Below are 22,511 nucleotides of genomic sequence, written 5' to 3'. Positions count from 1 at the left end.
GGCTCAGAGTCCGACGTCGGCGCTCTCGAGCAGGGCGACGGCGTCCGGCTGGCCCTCGAAGGTCACCAGGGCCTGCCGGCGTCGGCCATGAGCGTGCATGAGCAGTTCGCCGGGATCACCGACGATGGCGACGGAGACCGGCGCCCGTTTGGCGACGTGCCTCGGCCCGTCCGGCCGCACGAGCACGATGCCGAGATCCACCCCGCGGTAGAGGATCGCCGCGCGCTTGACCAGTTCCTTCCACAGGGCGTTCGCGTAGTCCTCGTCGAGCGCACGGGGGGCCCAGCGCGTCGTCGCCCGTCGTACGTCCTCCGTGTGGACGAAGTACTCGATGAGGTTGGCGCTCTTGTCGATGGAGTTGACACGCATCGGGGAGAGTGCGGGAGGTCCCGCCAGGAACCGGTTGACCAGGGCTTCGTATCCAGCGGGCGAGGCTGCGCGTTCCCCGGTCTCCTTCGTCGCCCGTTCGGTCACCTGCGCGAACTTCTTGAACACCATGCCGAGGCCGAGGGCCTGCTTGTGCTCCCGGAGGTAGAGATGCGCGGCGAGGTCGCGGCTCTGCCACCCCTCACACAGGGTGGGGGCGTCAGGGCCGGCTGCCAGGAGCGTCTCGGCCAGGACCTCGCGGGACGGGGTTACGTAGTGCATCACAGCTGAAAGTAGCATGTCGCGCCCGGGCGGAGGCAGGCGCGCCGCGCTACCGGGGGACGCCACTAGAATCAGGGTGATGCCTTCCACCACGTCCTCCCCCCACACAGCCGCGGCCCCAGCTGCGGACAGCCCTGCGAGCGCCGCCGTGGACAGCCCTGCGAGCGCCGCCGCGGACAGCCCTGCGAGCACCGCCGCGGACAGCCCTCTTGCGGCGGTAGGCGAGGGTCGGGCAGCTCCGCACGCCGCCCTCGACCCGGACATCGCCGCGGCCCTCAAGAAGGACGACGCCGGTCTCGTGGCCGCCGTCGTGCAGCAGTACGACACCCTCGAGGTGCTCATGCTCGGCTGGATGGACGAGGAAGCGCTGCGACGCACCCTCAGCACCGGACGCGTCACGTTCTACTCCCGGTCGCGCTCGGAGTACTGGCGCAAGGGCGATACCTCCGGCCACCGGCAGTGGGTCAGGGCCGTGGCCCTCGACTGTGACGGCGACGCCCTGCTCGTCACGGTGGACCAGGAAGGCCCGGCCTGCCATACGGGCACACGCACGTGCTTCGACGGACGCGCCCTGCCCGCCGTGACAGCCGGCCGTTCCGACGCAGAAGGACTCTGACCCCATGCAGCAGCTCGGCACCATCAGCCCCACCCTCGAGGACTTCCGTGAGCTGGCCAAGGCCCGCCGCGTGGTGCCCGTGCACCTGAAAGTCCTCGCCGACGCCCATACGCCGATCGGGATCTACCGCAAGCTCGCGGCCGGTCAGCCCGGGACGTTCCTGATGGAGTCCGCGGCCGTCGGCGGCGTCTGGTCCCGCTACTCCTTCATCGGCTCCCGCTCGCGGGCCACCCTGACCACGCGCAACGGCGAGGCGCACTGGCTCGGTGAGCCTCCCGCCGGCGTCCCCCTCACCGGTAACCCCGTGGAGGCGCTGCGCCTCACCGTCGAGGCGCTGCGCACCGAGAGATTCGCGGAACTGCCGCCCTTCACCTCCGGCATGGTCGGATTCGTGGGCTGGGAAGCGGTGAGGCACTGGGAGCGGCTCACGAGTCCGCCCGAGGACGATCTCCAGCTTCCCGAACTCGCGATGTGCCTCGTTTCGGACCTGGCGATCCACGACAACTCGGAGGGCTCGCTCACGCTCGTAGCCAACGCCATCAATTTCGACGGCACCGACGAGCGGGTCGACGAGGCATGGCACGACGCCGTCGCCCGCGTCAGGGCGATGCTCGCGAAGCTCGTGGCACCGGCTGAACTGGCCGTGTCGGTCATGGCGGACGGCGCACCGACGGCGGACGAGTCGATGGACCGGGTCCGTGAGTCCTGGTTCGAACCCGACTACCTGAGGGCGATCGAGCGCGGCAAGCGGGCGATCGTCGACGGCGACGTCTTCCAGGTCGTCATCAGCCGCCGCTTCGAGATCGAGTGTGACGCCTCCGCCCTCGACGTCTACCGCATCCTGCGGACCACGAACCCGAGCCCCTACATGTACCTGTTCAGCCTCGAGGACGCCGACGGACGCGGCTACTCGATCGTCGGCAGCTCACCCGAAGCCCTCGTGACCGTCACGGGTGACGAGGTCATCACGCACCCGATCGCCGGGTCCCGACCCCGCGGCAGGACGACCGAGGAGGACCGGGACCTCGCCGTCGAGCTCCGGGCGGATACCAAGGAGAAGGCGGAGCACCTCATGCTCGTCGACCTCGCCCGGAACGACCTCTCCAAGGTCTGCGTCCCGGGAAGCGTCGACGTCACCCAGTTCATGGAGGTGGAGAAGTTCAGCCACATCATGCACCTCGTCTCCACCGTCGTCGGACGTCTCGCCGCCTCGAAGAGCGCCTACGACGTCCTCGCCGCCACGTTCCCTGCCGGTACGCTGTCCGGTGCGCCGAAACCCCGGGCGCTGCGCATCATCGACGAGGTGGAACCGCACCGCCGCGGCATCTACGGCGGAGTGGTCGGCTACCTCGACTTCGCGGGAGACATGGACATGGCGATCGCCATCCGGTCCGCGCTGCTCCGTGACGGCAAGGCCTACGTGCAGTCCGGCGGAGGTATCGTCGCGGACTCGGTCCTCGAGACCGAGGCCCTAGAGACCGTCAACAAGGCGGCGGCCCCCCTTCGGGCGGCGCTGACGGCGGCCGGACTCAGGCCGGCGACGGCGGACGCCCTATGAGCCCCGCAGAGCACCCCGCACGGGGCCGCTACACGCGGCGCGGCGTCGTCGTGATGGGCATCGTCATCCTGGCGCTCATCGCGTTCGGAACGACGACGCAGACCTGGCTCACCGTGCGCCTGCCGCAGGAGGCCGTCCAGACACCCGACCTCACGATCGCGGGGAGCGATGCGTCCACTCCGGTGACGGCCTTCGCGCTGGTCGCACTCGCTGCCGCCCTCGCGGTCTCGATCGCCGGACGCGTGGCCCGGTGGATCATCGCGTTCATCCTCGTGCTGTCGGGGGTGGGCATCGCCCTGTCCAGCGCCTCGGTCGCGCTCGATCCCGCCGGTGCCGCCGAACCCGCCATCGGTGAGGCGATCGGCGTCAGCGGCCTCGCCGGCGCGGACGCGACTGCCAGCGCCCTCCCGTGGCTCGCCGTGGTCGCCGGAGTGCTGCTCGTCCTTGCGGCCGCCTGGGTCGTCCTCGCCGGCCGAACCTGGGGCGTGAACCGGCGGTACGACGCCGGAGCGTCCCGAGCGGTGCCCGCCGCCGCCGGTGATCCGCAGCCCGGCGCTCCGTCGCCCTCTACCGGTGATGTCGCTCCCGGTGTCGTGCCGACAGGAGCCGACGAGGACACCGACGCCGCCGCAGAGCCGACCGGAACGGCCGACACGGACACCGGCGCCACGTCGACGCCGCCGTCGGGCTCCGGCAGGAACCGGACGAGCGCGCACGCCGACGAGATCGACAGCTGGGACGAGCTCTCACGCGGCAACGACCCGACGCGCTGAACCATTCAGTCGGGCCGCCCCATCAATGGCAGAATGGAACAAGACCCATTCGAAGGAGATTTCCCATGGCATCCGAGACCCGCGCCTCCGCGACCCGCAACACGCCCGCGACCCACGCCCAGATGGGTGACGAGACGATCGGGCACGGCAACAGCCCCGCGGCGTGGACCTGCGTCCTGATCATGCTGGCCGGTGCCGCCGTCGCCTCCTTCGCCTACGTCTTCGCCAGCACCGAGGGTAATCACGACTTCGGTACCCTGCTCTTCTGGATCGGGATCGCCGTGATGTTCGTCGGGCTGGCTGTCGGGTTCGTCCTCCGGAAGATCGGCTACGGCGTCGGCGGCTCCAAGCTCAAGAACAACGGCCACTAGGTGACCGTCCTCGACGACATCATCGAGGGCGTCCGCGAGGACCTCGCGGAGCGTCGACGTGCACTGCCCCTCGAGAAGGTCCGGACGGCCGCCTCCAGCGCACCTACCCCGAAGGATGCCTTCGCGGCCCTCGGCGGAGGTCGGGGTGGTGACCTCGCCGTCATCGCCGAGGTGAAGAGGAGCAGTCCCTCGAAGGGGGCGCTGGCCGATATCGCCGATCCGGCGGCCCTCGCCGCCGCCTACGAACGCGGGGGCGCTGCGGTCATCTCCGTCCTGACCGAGGAGAGGCGCTTCGGCGGATCGCTCTCCGATCTCGACGCCGTCCGTGCGGCGGTGGCCCTGCCCGTGCTCCGCAAGGACTTCACGGTGGACGAGTACCAGATCTGGGAAGCCCGCGCGCACGGCGCCGACGTCGTCCTGCTGATCGTCGCAGCACTCTCCGACGCGGACCTGACCTCCTTCCTCGCCCTGACCCACGAGCTCGGGATGAAGGCGATCGTCGAGACCCACACTGAGGAGGAAGTGCGGCGCGCGGTAGCAGCCGAGGCCTCCATCATCGGCGTCAATGTGCGGAACCTGAAGACCCTCGACATCGACCGCGATGTCTTCGCCGGCCTTGCCCACCTGATCCCCGCAGGTACGGTCATCATCGCCGAATCGGGCGTGCGTGACGCGGCCGACGTCGCGGACTACGCGGGAAGCGGCGCGCACGCCGTCCTCGTCGGCGAGGCCCTCGTCCGCCACAGCGACCCCGCAGCGACGATCGACGAGTTCAGGCGCGCGGGCCGCACGGCCTGGCAGGAGTCGGGCATGTCGGCGCGCAGCTGACGCGCCGCGACGTCGGCCCCACGGCCGAAGCCTCGAGACCGGCACCGACCCACCTGGTCGGCACCAGAAGCACCAGAAGCAGGACACGGACCGGTCGACCCCGGACCGCCAGGAACCCGGACGGCACGCCCGCCCGGGCAAGGACCAACAGGACAGGAACGCTGAAGTCATGACTGATATGCACCAGGACTCGGGCCTCCAGGGCGCGGACGCAGGAGCAGCCGACGCCATCGACGCCGGAACGGCAGAGGCCTTCCTCAGCCACGACCAGACCCTGCGCCACGCCCCGGGTCCCTACTTCGGCGCATACGGTGGGCGATGGATGCCGGAATCCCTGATCGCAGCGCTGGACGAATTGCAGGACACGTTCGAGAAGGCCAAGGCGGATCCCGAGTTCACGGCGCAGGTCGCCGAGCTGAACAAGAACTATGCCGGTCGGCCGTCCCTCCTCACCGAGGCCCAGCGCTTCGCCGAGCACTGCGGCGGCGTCCGCGTCTTCCTCAAGCGCGAGGACCTGAACCACACGGGGTCCCACAAGATCAACAACGTGCTGGGTCAGGCGCTGATCGCCAAGCGCATGGGCAAGACCCGCGTCATCGCCGAGACGGGTGCCGGGCAGCATGGCGTCGCCAGCGCGACGGCGGCGGCCCTCCTCGGACTCGAGTGCGTCGTCTACATGGGTGCGGAGGACACGCGCCGCCAGGCCCTCAATGTCGCGCGCATGCAGCTCCTCGGTGCCACGGTCATCCCGGTCACCAACGGTTCTCAGACGCTGAAGGACGCCATCAACGACGCCCTGCGGGACTGGGTCGCCAACGTCGAGACCACGCACTACCTCCTCGGGACGGCGGCCGGAGCGCACCCGTTCCCGTCGATGGTGCGCTACTTCCACGAGGTCATCGGTGACGAGGCCCGCGAGCAGATCCTCGAGCAGACGGGCAAGCTCCCCGATGCGGTCTGTGCCTGCGTCGGCGGCGGGTCGAACGCGATCGGTATGTTCCATGGCTTCCTGGACGACCGCGATGTCGCCCTGTACGGTTTCGAAGCCGGCGGCGAGGGAGTCGAGACCGGTCGTCACGCGGCCACCATCACGCTCGGTCGGCCCGGCGTTCTGCACGGTGCCCGGTCCTACCTCATGCAGGACGAGGACGGACAGACGATGGAGTCGCACTCCATCTCCGCCGGTCTGGACTACCCCGGCGTCGGACCGGAGCACGCCTACCTCGCGGACATCGGACGGGCGAAGTACGAGCCCATCACGGATGCGGAGGCCATGGAGGCCTTCAAGATCCTCAGCCGGACCGAGGGGATCATCCCCGCTATCGAGACCGCACACGCCCTCGCGGGAGCCATGAAGGTCGGCCAGCGCCTCGCAGCCGACCTCGCCCCGGGGGAGCAGGCGTCGGACAAGATCATCGTCGTCAACCTGTCCGGGCGCGGCGACAAGGACGTGGCGACCGCCGCGGGCTACTTCGACCTGCTTCCGGACGACAGCGCCGAGCAGGAGATCGCCCAGGAGGGTGAGCAGCTATGACGACACATTCGACCGATCGACAGTCTCCAGGAGCAGGTGCCGCAGGGTCCAAGGCCGCTGCCGCCATCGAGAAGGCCCGGGCCGAGGGTCGCGCAGCGCTCATCGGATACCTGCCGGCAGGCTTCCCCGACGTCCAGACCACTATCGACGCCGGCATTGCCATGGCGGAGAACGGCGTGGACCTCATCGAGATCGGCATCCCCTACTCGGATCCGGTGATGGACGGCCACGTCATCCAGGAAGCCACCGTCGAGGCCCTCGCCAACGGCTTCACCGTGCCCCGCATCTTCGACGTCGTCGAGGGCATCACCCGTGCAACGGATGCCGCAGTCCTCGTGATGACCTACTGGAACCCCGTCATGCGAATGGGCGTGCGAACGTTCTCCGAGCGCCTCGCCGCGGCCGGCGGAGCCGGTCTGATCACCCCGGACCTCATTCCCGACGAGGCAGCCGAATGGCTCGAGGTGTCCGAAGAGCTCGGTCTCGACCGCGTCTTCCTCGTGGCCCCGTCCACCTCACCGCAGCGCATGCAGGCCACAGTCGATGCGAGCAGGGGATTCGTGTACGCGGTGTCCGTCATGGGCGTCACCGGTGCCAGGACATCCGTGGGTGCAGCTGCGCAGGCCGTCGTCGACGCCGCCCACCGCGCCGGCGCCGAGCGCGTCTGCGTCGGCCTCGGCGTCTCCTCGTCCGCCCAGGTGCGGGAGATCGGAGCGTACGCCGACGGCGTGATCGTCGGGACTGCCCTGGTCGCCGCCCTGCGCGACGGCGGAGTCGAAGCGGTCGCCGAACTCACCCGTGAACTCAGCACCGGCACGGCCAAGGTACCCGCAGGAGGGGCGGCGTGATCGGCGGCAGCCTCGCGGCCTCGATCCCGAGCCCACCCGCCGAATGGGCGAGCTTCGGCCTCGGCCCGGTGACCATCCACGCCTATGCCCTCTGCATCCTGGCCGGCATCATCCTGGCGCTCCTCCTCACGCAGAAGCGGTTCGTCTCCTTCGGGGGCCACGCGGACGCCGTGTGGGACATAGCGATCTGGGCCGTTCCCTTCGGCATCATCGGCGGGCGGCTCTACCACGTCATCTCCTCCCCGGACGCCTACTTCGGCCCGCAGGGCGATCTCGCCCGCATCCCCCAGATCTGGCAGGGCGGCCTCGGCATTTGGGGGGCCATCGCCCTCGGCGCCCTCGGGGCCTGGATCGGTGCGCGGCGGGCGGGCGTGAAGCTCTCCGCTTTCGCCGACGCCGCTGCTCCCGGCGTGCTGCTCGCGCAGGCCGTCGGCCGTCTTGGCAACTGGTTCAACCAGGAGCTCTTCGGTGCGCCGACCACGCTGCCGTGGGGCCTCGAGATCGACGCCGACAACGTGAACTTCCCGGTGAACGAGGCACCCGGCACCCTGTTCCACCCCACCTTCCTCTACGAACTCCTGTGGAACCTCGCCGGGGTTGCGATCCTGCTGCTGCTCGCTCGGAAGTTCCGCCTGCGCGGCGGGCGGATGTTCTGGCTCTACGCGGCGTACTACACGCTCGGACGCGTCTGGATCGAGACGCTCCGCATCGACGACGCCGAGATGGTGACGCTCTTCGGGATCACGCAGAGACTGAATGTCTGGACCAGTATCGCGGTCTTCCTGGTGTCGCTGGCTGTCCTCGTCTACCTCGCCGTGAAGCGCCGTCCTGTGGACGCACCGTCCGTGTACCTCCCGGGTCGGGAGCCGAAGGATGCCCTCGAGGGCCCGGACCCGGCGGCTGTAGCCCGGCACGACGGCGACACGGGGATCGATGGGGACGGCAGGGCCGGCTCCGGTGCAGCCGATACGAGCGCACCCAGCACGACGAAGGCTTCGGAGGATGCGCCGGGTAGCGCCGCCTCGGACACCGGTTCGGACGGGACAGGAACCACGACGCGGGGCGGAACCGCGGCCGACGAGCTCACCGAGGCCGGGTCGCGACAGCGTTCCCGTAACGCTTCGGCCACGGGTAGCCACGTGGCGGACACGGAGCCGATCGGCCGGAATGATCGTGGTAACCTTTCCGAAACAAACGGCTCCTGAGGAACGATCTCTGTTCGATGGACCCCGCGAGAGCGGAGCCGCGGGATTCGGTCCCCGACAGCAGTCCCCGGGCCACCGCCCCTAAAGGACGCAACACCACACAGTTGTGGACTCCAGGTGCAACGGCCGGATCACCTTCCTGCCCGCACCGACACCGCCCCGACCGGCGCGCAGGACGACCAGAGTGATTGCCCGCCAAGAGCGCCGGGCAGCGCCGGCGCAGGCGGTGTGCATGAGACCGACAGACGGTGCCCGTTCCCAGAGCGGTGCCCCCGGGGCCAAGGCTGTCCCCTCCCGACGCTCCATCATGGGGGAAGGAACCTTTCTATGACTGCTTTGATGCCAGGAAAGCCGCTACAGACAGAACCGGGGACGACGACCGCGGAGAACGCCGTCGTGTCTCCCTTCAAACGCTTCGCCTCCGTGCCGGAAGCGACCGGACTGTACAACCCGGAGAACGAGAAGGATGCCTGCGGCCTCGCCGTCATCGCGACCCTTCGCGGTGAGCCGGGGCATGACATCGTCGACGCGGCACTGACCGCCCTCCGAAACCTCGAGCACCGCGGTGCCGTCGGAGCGGACGAGGGCACCGGCGACGGTGCCGGCCTGCTGACGCAGGTGCCCGACGAGTTCTTCCGGGCCGTCGTCGACTTCCCGCTGCCCGCAGCCGGTTCATACGTCGTCGGTACGGCATTCCTCCCTGCCGAGGCGAAGGAGGAGGAGACGGCGCGTGCCGGCCTCGAGTCCATCGCCGAGTCCGAGGGTCTGGATGTGCTCGGCTGGCGCGTGGTTCCGGTCGTCGCAGACCTCGTCGGCGCCATGGCGCGGGCCTGCATGCCCCACTTCGTCCAGCTCTTTCTGGCCCCGACGGACGGCAACTCGTCCGACCTCGACGCGAAGGCCTTCCGGGTCCGGAAGCGGGCTCAGAACAAGTACGGGGTGTATTTCCCGTCGCTGTCCTCGAAGACCATCGTCTACAAGGGCATGCTGACCACGGCGCAGCTCGAGCCGTTCTACCCGGACCTCTCGGACGCGCGCTTCAAGACACGCCTCGGCATCGTCCACTCACGCTTCTCCACGAACACCTTCCCGTCCTGGCCTCTGGCGCAGCCGTTCCGCACCATCGCCCACAACGGGGAGATCAACACGGTCAAGGGCAACCGCAACTGGATGCGTGCACGCCAGTCGCAGCTGTCCAACCCGTTGCTGGGGGACGCACCCGAGGAGCTGTACCCGATCTGCACCCCGGGCGCCTCGGACTCGGCGTCCTTCGACGAGGTGGCAGAACTGCTGACCCTGTCCGGTCGCCCCATCACGCATTCGATCATGATGATGATCCCGGAGGCGTGGGAGAACCACGCCACCATGGATCCCGCCCGCCGGGCCTTCTACCAGTACCACTCCATGCTCATGGAGCCCTGGGACGGTCCCGCCGCAGTGTCCTTCACGGACGGCCGACTCGTCGGCGCCGTCCTCGACCGCAACGGCCTGCGTCCGGCGCGCTACTGGGTCACGGAGGACGGCCTCGTCATCCTCGCCTCCGAGGTGGGCGTGGTCGACGTCGAGCCCTCCCGCGTGGTCCGCAAGGGTCGCGTCTCGCCCGGCAAGATGTTCCTCGTCGACACCGAGGAAGGCCGGCTCATCGAGGACCAGGAGATCAAGGCGGAGATCGCCGCCGCCAATCCGTGGGGGGAGTGGGTCAAGGAGAACCTGATCCAGCTCGAGGACCTGCCGGAGCGCGAGCACGTGATCCACACCAAGGCCTCCATCAACCGTCGCCAGCGCACCTTCGGCTACACGCAGGAGGAGCTGCGCATCCTGCTCGGCCCGATGGCCAAGAACGGTGCCGAGCCGCTCGGCGCCATGGGCTCGGATACCCCGATCGCCGTTCTGTCCAAGCGCCCGCGGCTGCTCTTCGACTACTTCGTGCAGTCCTTCGCGCAGGTGACCAACCCCCCGCTGGATTCCATCCGCGAGGAGCTCGTCACTTCGATGGGCGTCACGATCGGTCCCGACGGCAACCTGCTGTCCATGGGACAGGTGCGCTCCAAGCAGATCGCCCTGAAGTTCCCGGTCATCACCAATGACGAGCTGGCGAAGATCGCCAACCTCGAGACCGAGGACGGCGACCGCCTGACGGTGCGCGTCCGCGGACTGTACCGGCACGACGGCGGCGAGCCGGCCCTCAGGGCGCGCCTCGCGGAGATCTGCGAGCAGGTCTCCAGCGCCCTCAACCGGGGTGTCGAGTACGTGGTCCTGTCCGATCGCGACTCGAACGCGCAGTGGGCTCCCATCCCGTCGCTCCTGCTGACGAGCGCCGTGCACCACCACCTCCTCAAGAGCGCCAACCGCACCAAGACGTCCCTCGTCGTCGAGGCCGGTGACGTGCGCGAGGTGCACCACGTTGCCGTGCTCATCGGCTACGGCGCGTCCGCCGTCAACCCGTACCTCGCCATGGAGAGCTGCGAGGAACTGGTGCGCAACGGCGATATCACCGGCGTCACCTCCGAAGCCGCCGTCACCAACCTCATCAAGGGCCTCGGCAAGGGCGTCCTGAAGATCATGTCCAAGATGGGCATCTCGACGGTCAGCTCCTACTGCGGGGCGCAGACCTTCGAAGCACTCGGACTGTCCCAGGAGCTCGTGGACGAATACTTCCACGGTACCCAGACCCAGCTCGGCGGCGTCGGCCTCGACGTCGTCGCGGCAGAGACGGCAGCCCGCCACGACACCGCGTACCCGCAGGACGGCATCGAGGATCCGCATCGCGGGCTCGATAACGGCGGCGAGTACCAGTGGCGCCGCGAAGGCCCCCCGCACCTCTTCAACCCGGAGACCGTGTTCCGGCTGCAGCACGCCACCCGCGAGCGCCGCTACGACATCTTCAAGGCATACACGAAGGGCGTGGACGACCAGTCGCGTGAGCTCATGACCCTTCGCGGGCTGCTCCGGCTCCGCGACGACGCCCGCGAGCCCATCAGCATCGACGAGGTGGAACCCGTCTCGTCCATCGTCAAGCGCTTCTCCACCGGCGCCATGAGCTACGGGTCCATCTCGAAGGAAGCGCACGAGACGCTCGCCATCGCGATGAACCGGCTCGGCGCGAAGTCGAACACGGGCGAGGGCGGTGAGGACGTCGAGCGCCTGCTGGATCCCGAGCGCCGCTCCGCCATCAAGCAGGTGGCCTCCGGGCGTTTCGGCGTCACGAGCCTGTACCTCACCAACGCGGACGACATCCAGATCAAGATGGCCCAGGGGGCCAAGCCCGGCGAGGGCGGCCAGCTCATGAGCCAGAAGGTCTATCCGTGGATCGCCCGCACCCGCCACTCCACACCCGGCGTCGCCCTGATCTCGCCGCCGCCGCACCACGACATCTACTCCATCGAGGACCTCGCGCAGCTCATCTACGACCTCAAACGGTCGAACCCGAGTGCACGTGTCCACGTGAAGCTGGTGTCCGAGGTAGGCATCGGCACAGTGGCCGCCGGCGTCACGAAGGCGAAGGCCGATGTCGTGCTGGTCTCCGGTCACGACGGCGGAACCGGTGCCAGCCCACTGAATTCGCTCAAGCACGCCGGTATCCCGTGGGAGCTCGGCCTCGCCGAGACACAGCAGACGCTCATGCTCAACGGCCTGCGCGACCGCGTGGTCGTCCAGGTGGACGGCCAGCTCAAGACCGGGCGCGACGTCGTCATCGCCGCGCTGCTCGGAGGCGAGGAATTCGGCTTCGCTACGGCGCCGCTGGTGGTGTCAGGCTGCATCATGATGCGGGTCTGCCACCTCGACACCTGCCCCGTGGGCGTTGCGACGCAGAACCCCGAGCTGCGCAGCCGCTTCACGGGCAAGCCGGAGTTCGTCATCAACTTCTTCGAGTTCATCGCCGAGGAGGTTCGCGAGATCCTGGCGGAGCTCGGATTCCGGACGCTCGAGGAGGCTATCGGCCACAGCGAACTGCTCGACGCCCGCAAGGCGATCGAGCACTGGAAGGCCGACGGCCTCGACCTGGATCCGATCCTGCGCGGCAACGAGTTCGACTCGGGGGAGCCGATGCGCAACATGCTGAAGCAGAACCACGAGCTGGACCAGCACTTCGACAACAAGCTCATCGAGATGAGCGCCGACGCGCTGCAGTACCGCTCGCCGGTCCGGATCTCGGTCGACGTCGTGAACACCGACCGCTCGGTCGGCACCATGCTCGGACACGAGGTCACACGGACCTTCGGGCTCGACACGCTCGCCACGAACACCATCGACGTGACCCTGACCGGCCAGGCCGGACAGTCGCTCGGCGCCTTCCTCCCGGCGGGGATCACCCTGCGCCTGCTCGGCGACTCGAACGACTACGTGGGCAAGGGACTCTCCGGTGGACGCATCACCGTGCGGCCGGACCGTGCCAACCTCTTCCGCGCCGATCACAATGTCATCGCGGGCAACGTCATCGGTTACGGGGCCACCAGTGGCGAGATGTTCCTGCGCGGCCAGGTGGGGGAGCGGTTCCTCGTCCGGAACTCCGGCGCTACGGCGGTGGCCGAGGGGATCGGCGATCACGGCTGTGAGTACATGACGGGCGGCCAGGCCCTGATCCTCGGCCGCACGGGCCGGAACTTCGGCGCCGGCATGTCCGGTGGCACAGCCTTCGTGCTGGATCTCGACCGCGCCCGCGTCAACAAGCAGAGTCTCGAGAACGGCGAGCTCCTGCTCGTCGGGCTCGATGCCGAGGACATCGAGATCGTGCGGCGGCTGCTGATCCAGCACGTCGAGGAGACCGAGTCCAACCTCGCAGAAAGCCTGCTCGAGTCCTTCGAGGACACCGTCGAGCGTTTCACGAAGGTCCTGCCGCGGGATTACGCCGCGGTCCTGGACGCCCGCGCCACCGCCGTCGAACAGGGACTCGATCCCGACGGCGAAGAGGCGTGGACCAAGATCCTGGAGGTAACCGGTGGCTGACCCACGCGGATTCATGAAGGTGCGCGAGCGCCAGACGCAGCCCAGACGCCCGGTTCCCGTGCGCATCATGGACTGGAAGGAAGTGTACGAGGCGCAGGAGAAGGGCGTCCTGAAGGCGCAGGCGGGCCGCTGCATGGACTGCGGCATCCCGTTCTGCCACCAGGGGTGTCCCCTCGGCAACCTCATCCCGGAGTGGAACGACCTCATGTTCCGGGACAAGGGCCGCGAGGCGATCGACCGGCTCCACGCGACGAACAACTTCCCGGAGTTCACCGGCCGGCTGTGCCCGGCGCCGTGCGAATCGTCCTGCGTGCTCGGGATCAACCAGCCACCCGTGACCATCAAGCAGGTCGAGGTGTCCATCGCGGACCAGGCCTTCGGCGAGGGCTGGGTGGAGCCGCACCCGCCCGAGCGCCTGACCGATCGCACCATAGCCGTCGTCGGCTCCGGACCGGCAGGTCTCGCCGTGGCCCAGCAACTCACCCGCGCCGGCCACACGGTCGCCGTCTACGAGCGCGACGACCGGATCGGCGGCCTGCTGCGGTACGGCATCCCCGACTTCAAGATGGAGAAGATCCATGTCGAGCGCCGCATCGAGCAGATGACGGCGGAGGGCACTCGTTTCCGCACAGGAGTCGACGTCGGCAAGGACATCAGCTGGGGACAGCTGAAGCGTCGCTACGACGCCGTCGTCGTCGCTACCGGTGCCACCGTCCCCCGGGACCTCCCCATCCCCGGCCGCGAGCTCGCCGGCGTGCATTTCGCCATGGACTACCTCGTGCAGGCAAACCGCGTGGTCGCCGGTGAAGCCATCGAGAACCAGATCCACGCCGAGGGCAAGCATGTCGTCATTCTCGGTGGTGGGGACACCGGTGCAGACTGCCTCGGCACCGCACACCGCCAGAAGGCCGCGTCCGTCACCACGCTCGCCATCGGCCAGCAGCCCTCCACGGAGCGCCGGCCGGACCAGCCGTGGCCGACCTTCCCCACCCTGTTCGACATCGCCAGCGCGCACGAGGAGGGCGGGGAGCGCCGCTACCTGGCGTCCACCGTCGAGTTCGTCGGTGATAACGGCGTGCTCCGGGGCATCAAGGTCGCGGAGACGGAGTTCGTCAACGGCCGCCGTGTCCCGAAGCCCGGCACCGAGCGCGAGATCCCCGCGGATCTCGTCTTCCTCTCACTCGGCTTCACCGGAGCGGAGCCGGCCGGCATCACCGAGCAGGTCGAGGCCGCTTTCGACGACAGGGGCAACGTCGCCCGCGACGGCTACTACATGACCAACACTCCGGGAGTCTTCTCGGCGGGTGACGCGGGTCGCGGTCAGTCGCTCATCGTCTGGGCGATCGCAGAGGGTCGCGCATGCGCGGCGGCGGTCGACAAATGGCTCATGGGTTCGACCAAGCTCCCCGCGCCCGTGGCTCCGACAGACCGTTCCATCGCCGTCCTCTGACCGGCCCCCACACCATCTCCACGCCCCAACACGACTAGGCTAAATCTATGAGACGCGCAAAAATCGTTGCAACATTCGGCCCCGCAATCGCCAGCTATGAGAACACCCTCGCAGTGCTCGAGGCAGGCGTCGACGTAGCCCGCATGAACATGAGCCACGGCGACTACACCGTGCACAGCACCACCTACGAGAACGTCCGCCGTGCATCCCAGGAGCTCGGCAAGCCCGTCGGCATCTTCGCCGACCTGCAGGGCCCCAAGATCCGGCTCGGCAGATTCGCCGACGGTCCGCACGCCCTGGCACCGGGTGATGTCTTCACCATCACCATCGAGGACATCGAGGGCACGCAGGACATCGCATCGACCACGTTCAAGGGCCTGCCGCAGGACGTCCGCGTCGGCGACATGCTCCTCATCGACGACGGCAAGGTCGGACTGCGCGCCACCGCGGTCGACGATGTGAAGGTCACCACGGAGGTCGTCGTCGGCGGCATGGTCTCCAACAACAAGGGCATCAACCTGCCCGGCGTCGCCGTCAACGTCCCCGCCCTCAGCGAGAAGGACGAGGAAGACCTCCGCTGGGCCATCCAGATCGGGGTCGACATGGTCGCGCTGTCCTTCGTGCGCGACGCCGGCGACGTCAAGCGCGTCCACGAGATTATGGACGAGGAGGGCCGTAGGGTCCCCGTCATCGCCAAGATCGAGAAGCCGCAGGCCGTCGACGCCCTCGAGGAGATCATCGACGCGTTCGACGCCATCATGGTGGCTCGCGGGGACCTCGGCGTCGAGATGCCGCTGCAGGACGTCCCCATCGTGCAGAAGCGCGCCGTCGAATTGGCACGTCGGTGGGCCAAGCCCGTCATCGTGGCCACGCAGGTCCTCGAGTCCATGATCGACAACCCCCGGCCTACGCGCGCCGAAGCTTCGGACTGCGCCAACGCCGTGCTCGACGGCGCGGATGCCGTCATGCTCTCCGGTGAGACGAGCGTAGGCAAGTATCCGATCGAGACGGTGCGCACGATGGCCGACATCATCGAGTCCACCGAGCGCCACGGCCTCGAGCGCGTCCCGCCGCTGGGCAGCAAGCCAAGGACCCGCGGCGGTGCCATCACGCGTGCCGCCGTCGAGATCTCCGATCAGCTCGACGCCAAGTACATCTGTACCTTCACCCAGTCCGGCGACTCCGCCCGCCGTCTGTCACGCCTCCGCCCGAAGAAGCCGGTCTTCGCCTTCACCCCCGTGCAGTCGACGCTCAACGCCATGTCGCTCATCTGGGGCATCCAGCCGAAGCTCGTCGAGTTCGTGGAGCACACGGACCAGATGACTGCCCAGGTGGACCGCGTGCTCTTCGAGCAGGGCCTCGTCGAGGTCGGCGACCTCGTGGTCATCGCCGCCGGTTCCCCTCCAGGACAGGCAGGTTCCACCAACTCCATCAAGGTGCACCGCGTCGGCGACATCACGGACGCGGGACAGTTGCCGGACGGCCACACGTCCTACGTCAAGGAGGACGTCGGTCCCTGGCCGCTCAAGAAGAAGTAGCCTGACCGCCCGGACAGACACGAAGACCCCCACCCTGATCGGGTGGGGGTCTTCGTGCGTGCGGCGACGGTGCGCCGCTGAGGACGGTCGAGGTCAGTTGACCTGGTTGATGATCGTCTCGGCAACCTCGCGCATGCTGAGGCGGCGGTCCATGGACGTCTTCTGGATCCACCGGAAGGCCTCCGGTTCGGTAAGGCCCATCTTGGTGGTCAGCAGGCTCTTCGCGCGCTCCACGAGCTTGCGGGTAGCGAACTGCTCCTGGAGGTCGGACACCTCGGCCTCGAGTGCCTTGATCTCCTCATGGCGGGACATGGCGATCTCGATGGCCGGAATGAGGTCTGCGGGGGTGAAGGGCTTGACGACATACGCCATGGCACCGGCGTCGCGTGCGCGCTCGATGAGCTCCTTCTGGCTGAACGCGGTGAGCAGGACGACCGGGGCGATACGCGCCTTCACGATCTGCTCTGCGGCGGTGATGCCGTCCATGACGGGCATCTTGACGTCCATGAGGACCAGGTCCGGCTTGTGCTCCATGGCAAGTGCGACAGCCTTCTCACCGTTGTCCGCCTCCGCCACGACGTCGTAGCCCTCACCACGCAGGATCTCGATGATGTCGAGCCGGATGAGCGTCTCGTCCTCGGCCACGATGACCCGGCGAGCGGGTCCGGCGGGCGTTGATTCGGTGGATTCAGACACTGTTGCTCCTTGATGATGACGGCGTTCCGATGGGTCCGCGAAGGGTATGCTCCCGTTCCCGGAAACAGCCTAGCGGCATGTAGAGTGGATTCGCGCACCGGCGGTGAAGTGAGTCATCCCCTCACCCGGCCGGAGCGGGTAGGGCCCGAATGGCGGAATTGGCAGACGCGCTGCACTCAAAATGCAGTATCGAGAGGTGTGTGGGTTCGAGTCCCACTTCGGGCACTCATGGGATCGGACGGGAGTCTTCCGACTTGAGCCGGGCTGCGTACGCGGCCTGCAAAGTCGAGTGACGTTGCACTGCCCGACGGTGAAGTCCTCCGGATGTCCAGCCTCCTGGCGATGTTCGACGAACTAGGTGTACCCGATGGGTTGCCATTTGTTACGGGACGATGACGGCTTTTCCTAGGGTTGCCAGTCCATCCGCTGGTGCATCTTCAAGTCATTCCATGGAATGGCCCTACAGTTCGAACATACGGGCACTCGGAGCCGACTCTGGTGGAGCCGAGAGCAGAACCGGCCGAGGCAACGCGACGGCCTGACGCCGTATCGCGATAGCCGTCCGAACGTCGAGGGAACTACCCTGTACTCCGTCCGGACGAGCGACTGGTTGTTGTGTCGACTACCGGACAGAGAACGTGGGCAAGGAAAGACCGGCTCAGGTTCGAGCGCAGGGGGCGCTTGAGCCCGATGCTCCCGGGCTGCATGCCACCAGGGGTAGGAGCGACAGGGCGTGCCGACAGGGGCGACGTGATCCCGGGCCCGCGTTCGAGCACTGGGGGAGTGGGACAATCTTGTATGGTCCAGATCTCCGGTTCCCCCCGCCCCGAATCGGCCAGGCGACCTTGGTACACGGCTAGTCGGAAGGTGGTCGTGCGGGCGCTGCTCGATGCGCACGTGATACTTGCCGCGAAGGCCGCGCTGGCCGCCGGTATTGCGTGGGCGCTAGCGCTCCTGATACCCGGTGTTGCTGCGGAGTATCCGTACTACGCGCCGTTGGGTGCCCTGTTAGCGATGTACCCGACCGTCGTGGGGACCGTGAAGCTGGGTTTGCAGACAATGACCGGTCTGGCAATCGGTATTGTGCTGGCCTACGCGGCTATGTGGGTGGGGGACCCGGGTTCATTCACCATATCTTTCGTCGTCGGGATGGGCGTGCTGTTGGCAGGTTTGCTACCCCGAACGGCTGGCGGCGGTTCGGGGATTGCCTCGGCGGGGTTGTTCGTCTTGATCCTTGGGAACAACGATCTGAGTTTTTCCTTCGGATACTTCGTTCAGATGATCGTCGGAGTTCTCGTCGGTCTTGGAGTCAGTACCCTTATCGCTCCGCCCTTGAACACTGACAATGCGCTGGGGCAAATGAGTGCACTGCGTCGGACCGCAGCAGAGCAATTGCAGGACATCGGTCAGGCATTGGAGGAGAACTGGGTTGCAGGCGATCCACGGTGGGTCGAGCGTAGAGAGGATCTTTTCCACACCATGCAGGGGGCTCGGGAAGCCGTCCAGTATGCCGAGGAGAGTCGGAAAGGGAACGTCCGTCGTCGGTTCCACCCCAGGGATCTCGCGAAGGACTACGAGCACGTTGGGGCGCTGGAGACTGTTGCATTTCACACGCTGAACATCACCAACATGCTTGAGGATGCGGTGGAAGGGACGACGGATGAGGAACCTATTCCACCCGGACTCAAAAGACCCCTGCAGGACGCTTTCTCCGCGGTAGGGGACGTCCTGGAGTTATGGACCGTCGAGGAAGATGACGACCAGACGCTCGTGGGAGCACGACAAGCGTTACGGGTATTGGAGTTGAGTGCCTTCGAGGCAGCTACCCGAGAGCGACCGTTCGGCGCCGCCTCGTCGATCGCCATGAGTCTGCACCGGATACTTCACGCGGTTACTCCTCCATCGAAATACGGCAGTCCATGACCAACAAGTGGTAGCGGGAGTTCCGCACGTGCCCGTCCCGGACCTCACCTCGGTGGAATGCGTAGCGATGTCCCCCGTAGGCAATTGCGGGCAAAGAGCGGGAGCACGATCTGATCGATTCCGTCCAGGCGCCACATCCGCTTCGGAATGATCACCGGCTCGAAGGAACCATCCAGTCTCTTGGAACCTTGATCTCGACCGGACCGACCTCGGTCAGTACCGTCGTCGCAGGATCAAATACACGCCGTTACGGAGACAGTCCCACTAGTTGAGTCAGGTTGACGTGGCGAGTGGTCTTTCTCCGGTGGCCGGCTGCTTGACTCCCGGAGAAACTCCCACTCCCGTGCACGAGGCTCGTCGGTGTATCCGGCCGAGTCCGCGACACGAAGCCGGGACATCGTTAGGGTCCTTCAAGTATGCACACACGGACTTCAACGTTTCAGGACGATGGACCTCACGATTACCAGTGGTTTGTCAGTAGATCCGAGTATGTATCTACGCATCGATGCGACGATCGACGTCGTCTTCAGCGAAATCACCCTTCCCCTCGCGGGCGTGAACTGGAACACCGTGATGCGGGACCGGGCTCTTTTACTGCGCGACGTCCTGGCACGACACCGTTGGACGATCGGCCTCCTGAAGTCGCCGCGGCATCCGATCCTGCCGTGATGCCAGAGGCCGGTAGCTCCATGCGGGCCCGATGGCCTCAACGTCCTTTTCCCAAGCGGTTCCTGTGGTCCTTCGCCAGGACCGCATCCCGAGCCACCCGCTGGAACGATCGCGTGTGGTGCCGTTGTTCGGCAACCTCCTGCCGCCGGTGCAGGCTCGCAAGCTCCCGCTCCATCTTCCGGTAGCTCAACCAGCGCCGCTCCTCCAATCTGCCTAACTCGACAGCGGCCTGTACCGCGCACCCCGGCTCAGGGTCATGCGCGCAGTCGCGGAAGCGGCACTCGTCGAACAGGTCCTCGATGTCTCCGAAGACCTCGGACAGGCCGGTCTCGGCGTCCCAGAGGGCGAAGCCGCGCAGCCCCGGGGTATCCATCACCACGGAACCGTCGCCGAGCGGCACTAGCTCGCGGGCCGTCGTCGTATGTTTCCCCTTTCCGTCCCCGGCCCGGACCGTGCCGGTGTGCTGTCGGCGATCGCCCACGAGGGCGTTGATGAGGCTCGACTTGCCGGCACCGGAGGGGCCGAGCAGGGCCAGGGTCTGCGCGGCGCCGATCCTCCCGCGCAGGTTCTCGAGGCCATCGAGGTCCTCGGCCGACGTCGTGTACACCTCGACGCCACGGGCACGCTGCACGGTCTCGGCGACCACGTCGTCGAACCGGGTACTGAGATCGGCCTTCGTCAGGATGACGAGTGGAACGGCTCCCGAGTCCCATGCCGCGACGAGGGTCCGTTCGAGCCGGTTGGCCGACAGCGGCCGGTCGAGGGGGACGACGACGCCCAGCAGGTCGATGTTGGCACCGAGGACCTGTGCCTCGGACAGCGGGTCGTACGCCCGCTTGCGCTGGAGCAGGGACGATCGGGGCAGGCATCCGAGCACCGAGCCGGCGGGCTTGATCGCAACCCAGTCACCGGTGACGAGAGAGGTACCGCCGTCGATGTGGACGATGCCCCGCCGGGACGCGGCGAGTACGCGGCCTCGGTCCGCGCGGACGATTCGGGCTGGTTCCGCGACGGTCGGGGCAGGGAAGTGGAAGGAGAAAAGACCGCCGATGCGGTCGGTAAAACCGTACTGGTCAAGAGTGTTCAACGTGGTTCCTCCGGGGGAGGCCTCCCCCCGGCGCGCTACGGTGCGGAAGAAGGGGAGGCGGGGTTCATGGGGGTGGCAGCGCACAGCGCAACGACACTGACCTTCATGACTCCACCTCCTCGTCCCTCATCCGGTTCGGGCGGCCGGAGGACACACATACTAATTGCGTCCGGGACTACGTGACTAGACCCAGCGCAACCGGATGGTGCCCACCGCTCCCGGATTGGAGCGTGGTGCCCGCCGCAGCTCCGGGGTCACCCTCGGCATGACCGCACTGCTTATTCTCTTCATCGTCAGTACTACGCGCTGAGTCCCTGGGATCACCAGGCCCGGCTAGACAGATTGGCACGGAATGAACCAGGTCCGCGTTGTTGGTGGGCACTGGATACTGTCGAACCCGTTGGGGCGGATGGCTCTGGCCATGGTCGGATCAACCTGCGCCAGCTCGGTCGCGTGCCTGATCAGGTGCCACCAGTCAGTTGAGACCGATTTGGAGGGACCCAGCGCGAGATCTCGTCCTGGCCTTCTTCGAGCGAGGGGAGAGCCTGGCCTGCATCGAGAAGACCCGAACCAGCGTCACGGACGCCGCGACCGCCATGGTCTCACTGATCCTGACGACTTCGCGTACTGCTGGTTGGTTCTCCTGCTATGCCCTCCAACGAGTCAAGGAGTCTGCCGGCGACGAGCAGTACAGCCATTTGAGGCCGGGTGTCCAGCCCATGCTCACGCATTATCGCGGACGACGCAGAGGGTCTGGAAACTGAATATGGTACGAGAACGATGGCCTGTGGCGCGGTCGTGAGCGAAGTGTGCGGAAGAATCTTCGGAGGTACAGGTGTGCTGAGCGAGTATGTGCAGCAATGGAGCGCGATCCAGACCGTGCGGGCAGCGGACCTGCGGCCTGACGACGTCCTCCAGTCGTACTTCGCACTGGGAGGCGACGCCGACGAGCTCGAGGTCAAGGGATACCTCGCTGGTGTCGTGATGCTTTCCGTGCCGGACCGCGACCTGCTCGCGCATGCCATCAACGAATTGCTGGACAGCACCGGTTCGATGGTTGATGGGGCTCACTACAGCGACCGCGACGCGACATCCTCCTCCGGGTATGGCGACTATCTGCGCACCCTGGTTATTTCTCCCGACGAATTCGATTTCACGGCCCCGTCCGTCGGTGACGACACCGCCACCGCCTCAGTCGGCACTGGTGCCCCTGCCTTGCTCGAAGCTGCTGCAGTAGCCGAAATTCCTGATCTGGACGAGGCCGAGTTCCGACGCCTTCAGGCGTTGCACGAGTCGGGGTTGCTCGACACCGGGGCTGAGGAGCGCTTCGACAGGCTCACCCGGCTTGCGCGGGACCACTTCGGGGTCAGCTCGTCCTCCATCGCCCTGATCACCGATGACGCCCAGGTCATCAAGTCCGTCACCGGACCCCTGGGCGAGGACATGCCCCGGGATCTTTCCCTCTGCGCGGTCACGATCGAGTTCGACCGCACCCTCGTCATCAATGACGCCAGCACGCATCCGGCATGGCGTCACCACCCGCTCGTCACCGGAGGCCCTCAGGTCCGCTTCTATGCCGGGCATCCTGTGTGCACGGCCGGCGGGTGGCGTATCGGTACGATCTGCCTCATGGACGACCAGCCCCGCGCCTTCACCGAAGACGACGTGCAGATCCTCCGGCGGCTCGCCGCGCAGGTACAGATGGAGATCTGGGTCTGAACCGTAAGCACGCTGAGTTTGTATTCCAACGCTCCCTCGGTACTATTCAGCAGACACCGGGGTCCAGCCAAAGGCCATGGTTCGGACAAGCACAGGAGTGA

17 protein-coding genes, 1 tRNA gene and 1 pseudogene are annotated in these 22,511 nt (G+C 67.1%); 15 read left to right on the top strand and 4 right to left on the bottom strand.

The annotated features are described in order from the left end of the window. Nucleotides 1-3: 3 nt before the first annotated feature. Nucleotides 4-648, bottom strand: coding sequence for a TIGR03085 family metal-binding protein (locus D6T63_RS10750; RefSeq protein WP_120149268.1), 645 nt, complete (start codon nt 646-648; stop codon nt 4-6). A 148-nt stretch (nt 649-796) separates the two neighbouring features. Here D6T63_RS10750 and hisI point away from each other — a divergent pair, with 148 nt between their 5' ends. The 11 genes from hisI (at nt 797) to pyk (ending at nt 16,316) form a co-directional block, all read left to right on the top strand. Further along, a complete protein-coding gene (hisI, locus tag D6T63_RS10745; RefSeq protein WP_407923739.1) occupies nt 797-1,264 on the top strand; it encodes a phosphoribosyl-AMP cyclohydrolase in 468 nt (155 codons plus the stop codon). Nucleotides 1,265-1,268: 4 nt separating this feature from the next. After that, the gene (locus D6T63_RS10740) at nt 1,269-2,822 is read left to right on the top strand and encodes an anthranilate synthase component I (RefSeq protein ID WP_120149047.1); all 1,554 of its coding nucleotides are present in this window, start codon (nt 1,269-1,271) and stop codon (nt 2,820-2,822) included. After that, the gene (locus D6T63_RS10735; protein WP_120149046.1) at nt 2,819-3,595 is read left to right on the top strand and encodes a Trp biosynthesis-associated membrane protein; all 777 of its coding nucleotides are present in this window, start codon (nt 2,819-2,821) and stop codon (nt 3,593-3,595) included. The genes D6T63_RS10740 and D6T63_RS10735 overlap by 4 nt, the downstream gene beginning before the upstream one ends. Nucleotides 3,596-3,717: 122 nt before the next feature. Next, the gene (locus D6T63_RS10730; protein ID WP_235830708.1) at nt 3,718-3,966 is read left to right on the top strand and encodes an HGxxPAAW family protein; all 249 of its coding nucleotides are present in this window, start codon (nt 3,718-3,720) and stop codon (nt 3,964-3,966) included. Next, nucleotides 3,967-4,794: an indole-3-glycerol phosphate synthase TrpC gene (trpC, locus tag D6T63_RS10725; protein ID WP_120149044.1), complete on the top strand. Its 828-nt coding sequence runs from the start codon at nt 3,967-3,969 to the stop codon at nt 4,792-4,794. It begins immediately after the preceding gene. A gap of 178 nt (nt 4,795-4,972) precedes the next feature. Then, nucleotides 4,973-6,328: a tryptophan synthase subunit beta gene (trpB, locus tag D6T63_RS10720; protein ID WP_120149267.1), complete on the top strand. Its 1,356-nt coding sequence runs from the start codon at nt 4,973-4,975 to the stop codon at nt 6,326-6,328. Further along, complete coding sequence (gene trpA, locus D6T63_RS10715; RefSeq protein ID WP_120149043.1) at nt 6,325-7,176, top strand: tryptophan synthase subunit alpha; 852 nt, start codon at nt 6,325-6,327, stop codon at nt 7,174-7,176. The genes trpB and trpA overlap by 4 nt, the downstream gene beginning before the upstream one ends. Next, nucleotides 7,173-8,381, top strand: coding sequence for a prolipoprotein diacylglyceryl transferase (gene lgt / locus D6T63_RS10710; protein ID WP_120149042.1), 1,209 nt, complete (start codon nt 7,173-7,175; stop codon nt 8,379-8,381). The genes trpA and lgt overlap by 4 nt, the downstream gene beginning before the upstream one ends. 339 nt (nt 8,382-8,720) lie before the next feature. Further along, nucleotides 8,721-13,328: a glutamate synthase large subunit gene (gltB, locus tag D6T63_RS10705; protein ID WP_120149041.1), complete on the top strand. Its 4,608-nt coding sequence runs from the start codon at nt 8,721-8,723 to the stop codon at nt 13,326-13,328. Further along, entirely contained in the window at nt 13,321-14,778 is a 1,458-nt protein-coding gene (locus tag D6T63_RS10700) for a glutamate synthase subunit beta (protein WP_120149040.1), read from the top strand. The genes gltB and D6T63_RS10700 overlap by 8 nt, the downstream gene beginning before the upstream one ends. A gap of 47 nt (nt 14,779-14,825) precedes the next feature. Then, complete coding sequence (gene pyk, locus D6T63_RS10695; RefSeq protein WP_120149039.1) at nt 14,826-16,316, top strand: pyruvate kinase; 1,491 nt, start codon at nt 14,826-14,828, stop codon at nt 16,314-16,316. Between the two features lie 93 nt (nt 16,317-16,409). Here the strand turns inward: pyk and D6T63_RS10690 are convergent, their stop codons facing one another. Then, nucleotides 16,410-17,012, bottom strand: a complete 603-nt coding sequence (locus D6T63_RS10690) for an ANTAR domain-containing response regulator (protein ID WP_120149038.1) — start codon at nt 17,010-17,012, stop codon at nt 16,410-16,412. A gap of 143 nt (nt 17,013-17,155) precedes the next feature. Here D6T63_RS10690 and D6T63_RS10685 point away from each other — a divergent pair. Together D6T63_RS10685 and D6T63_RS18915 are read left to right on the top strand one after the other, a co-directional pair. Next, nucleotides 17,156-17,237 (top strand) — tRNA-Leu (locus D6T63_RS10685). Nucleotides 17,238-17,885: 648 nt separating this feature from the next. After that, nucleotides 17,886-18,935, top strand: a complete 1,050-nt coding sequence (locus D6T63_RS18915; protein ID WP_147394344.1) for an FUSC family protein — start codon at nt 17,886-17,888, stop codon at nt 18,933-18,935. A 45-nt stretch (nt 18,936-18,980) separates the two neighbouring features. On the opposite strand, the pseudogene D6T63_RS20310 reads toward D6T63_RS18915, so the two are convergent. Then, nucleotides 18,981-19,158: pseudogene (locus D6T63_RS20310) on the bottom strand (transposase); the annotation flags it as partial. A 266-nt stretch (nt 19,159-19,424) separates the two neighbouring features. Here D6T63_RS20310 and D6T63_RS10675 point away from each other — a divergent pair. Further along, nucleotides 19,425-19,604 (top strand): hypothetical protein, encoded by a 180-nt coding sequence (locus D6T63_RS10675; protein WP_120149037.1) that lies wholly within the window; start codon nt 19,425-19,427, stop codon nt 19,602-19,604. A 37-nt stretch (nt 19,605-19,641) separates the two neighbouring features. Here D6T63_RS10675 and rsgA read toward each other — a convergent pair whose 3' ends face one another. Continuing rightward, on the bottom strand, nt 19,642-20,691 hold the full coding sequence (gene rsgA / locus D6T63_RS10670; protein ID WP_120149036.1) for a ribosome small subunit-dependent GTPase A: 1,050 nt from the start codon (nt 20,689-20,691) through the stop codon (nt 19,642-19,644). 837 nt (nt 20,692-21,528) lie between these two features. On the opposite strand from rsgA, the gene D6T63_RS10665 reads away from it, so the two are divergent. Next, complete coding sequence (locus tag D6T63_RS10665; protein WP_182976956.1) at nt 21,529-22,410, top strand: GAF domain-containing protein; 882 nt, start codon at nt 21,529-21,531, stop codon at nt 22,408-22,410. The last annotated feature ends 101 nt before the right edge of the window (nt 22,411-22,511 follow it).

It is taken from the genome of Arthrobacter cheniae (assembly GCF_003602275.1).
Classification (GTDB): domain Bacteria; phylum Actinomycetota; class Actinomycetes; order Actinomycetales; family Micrococcaceae; genus Arthrobacter_D; species Arthrobacter_D cheniae.
The sequence above is the reverse complement of the archived record's forward strand: the minus strand, read 5'-3'. Positions and strand labels throughout refer to the sequence as shown.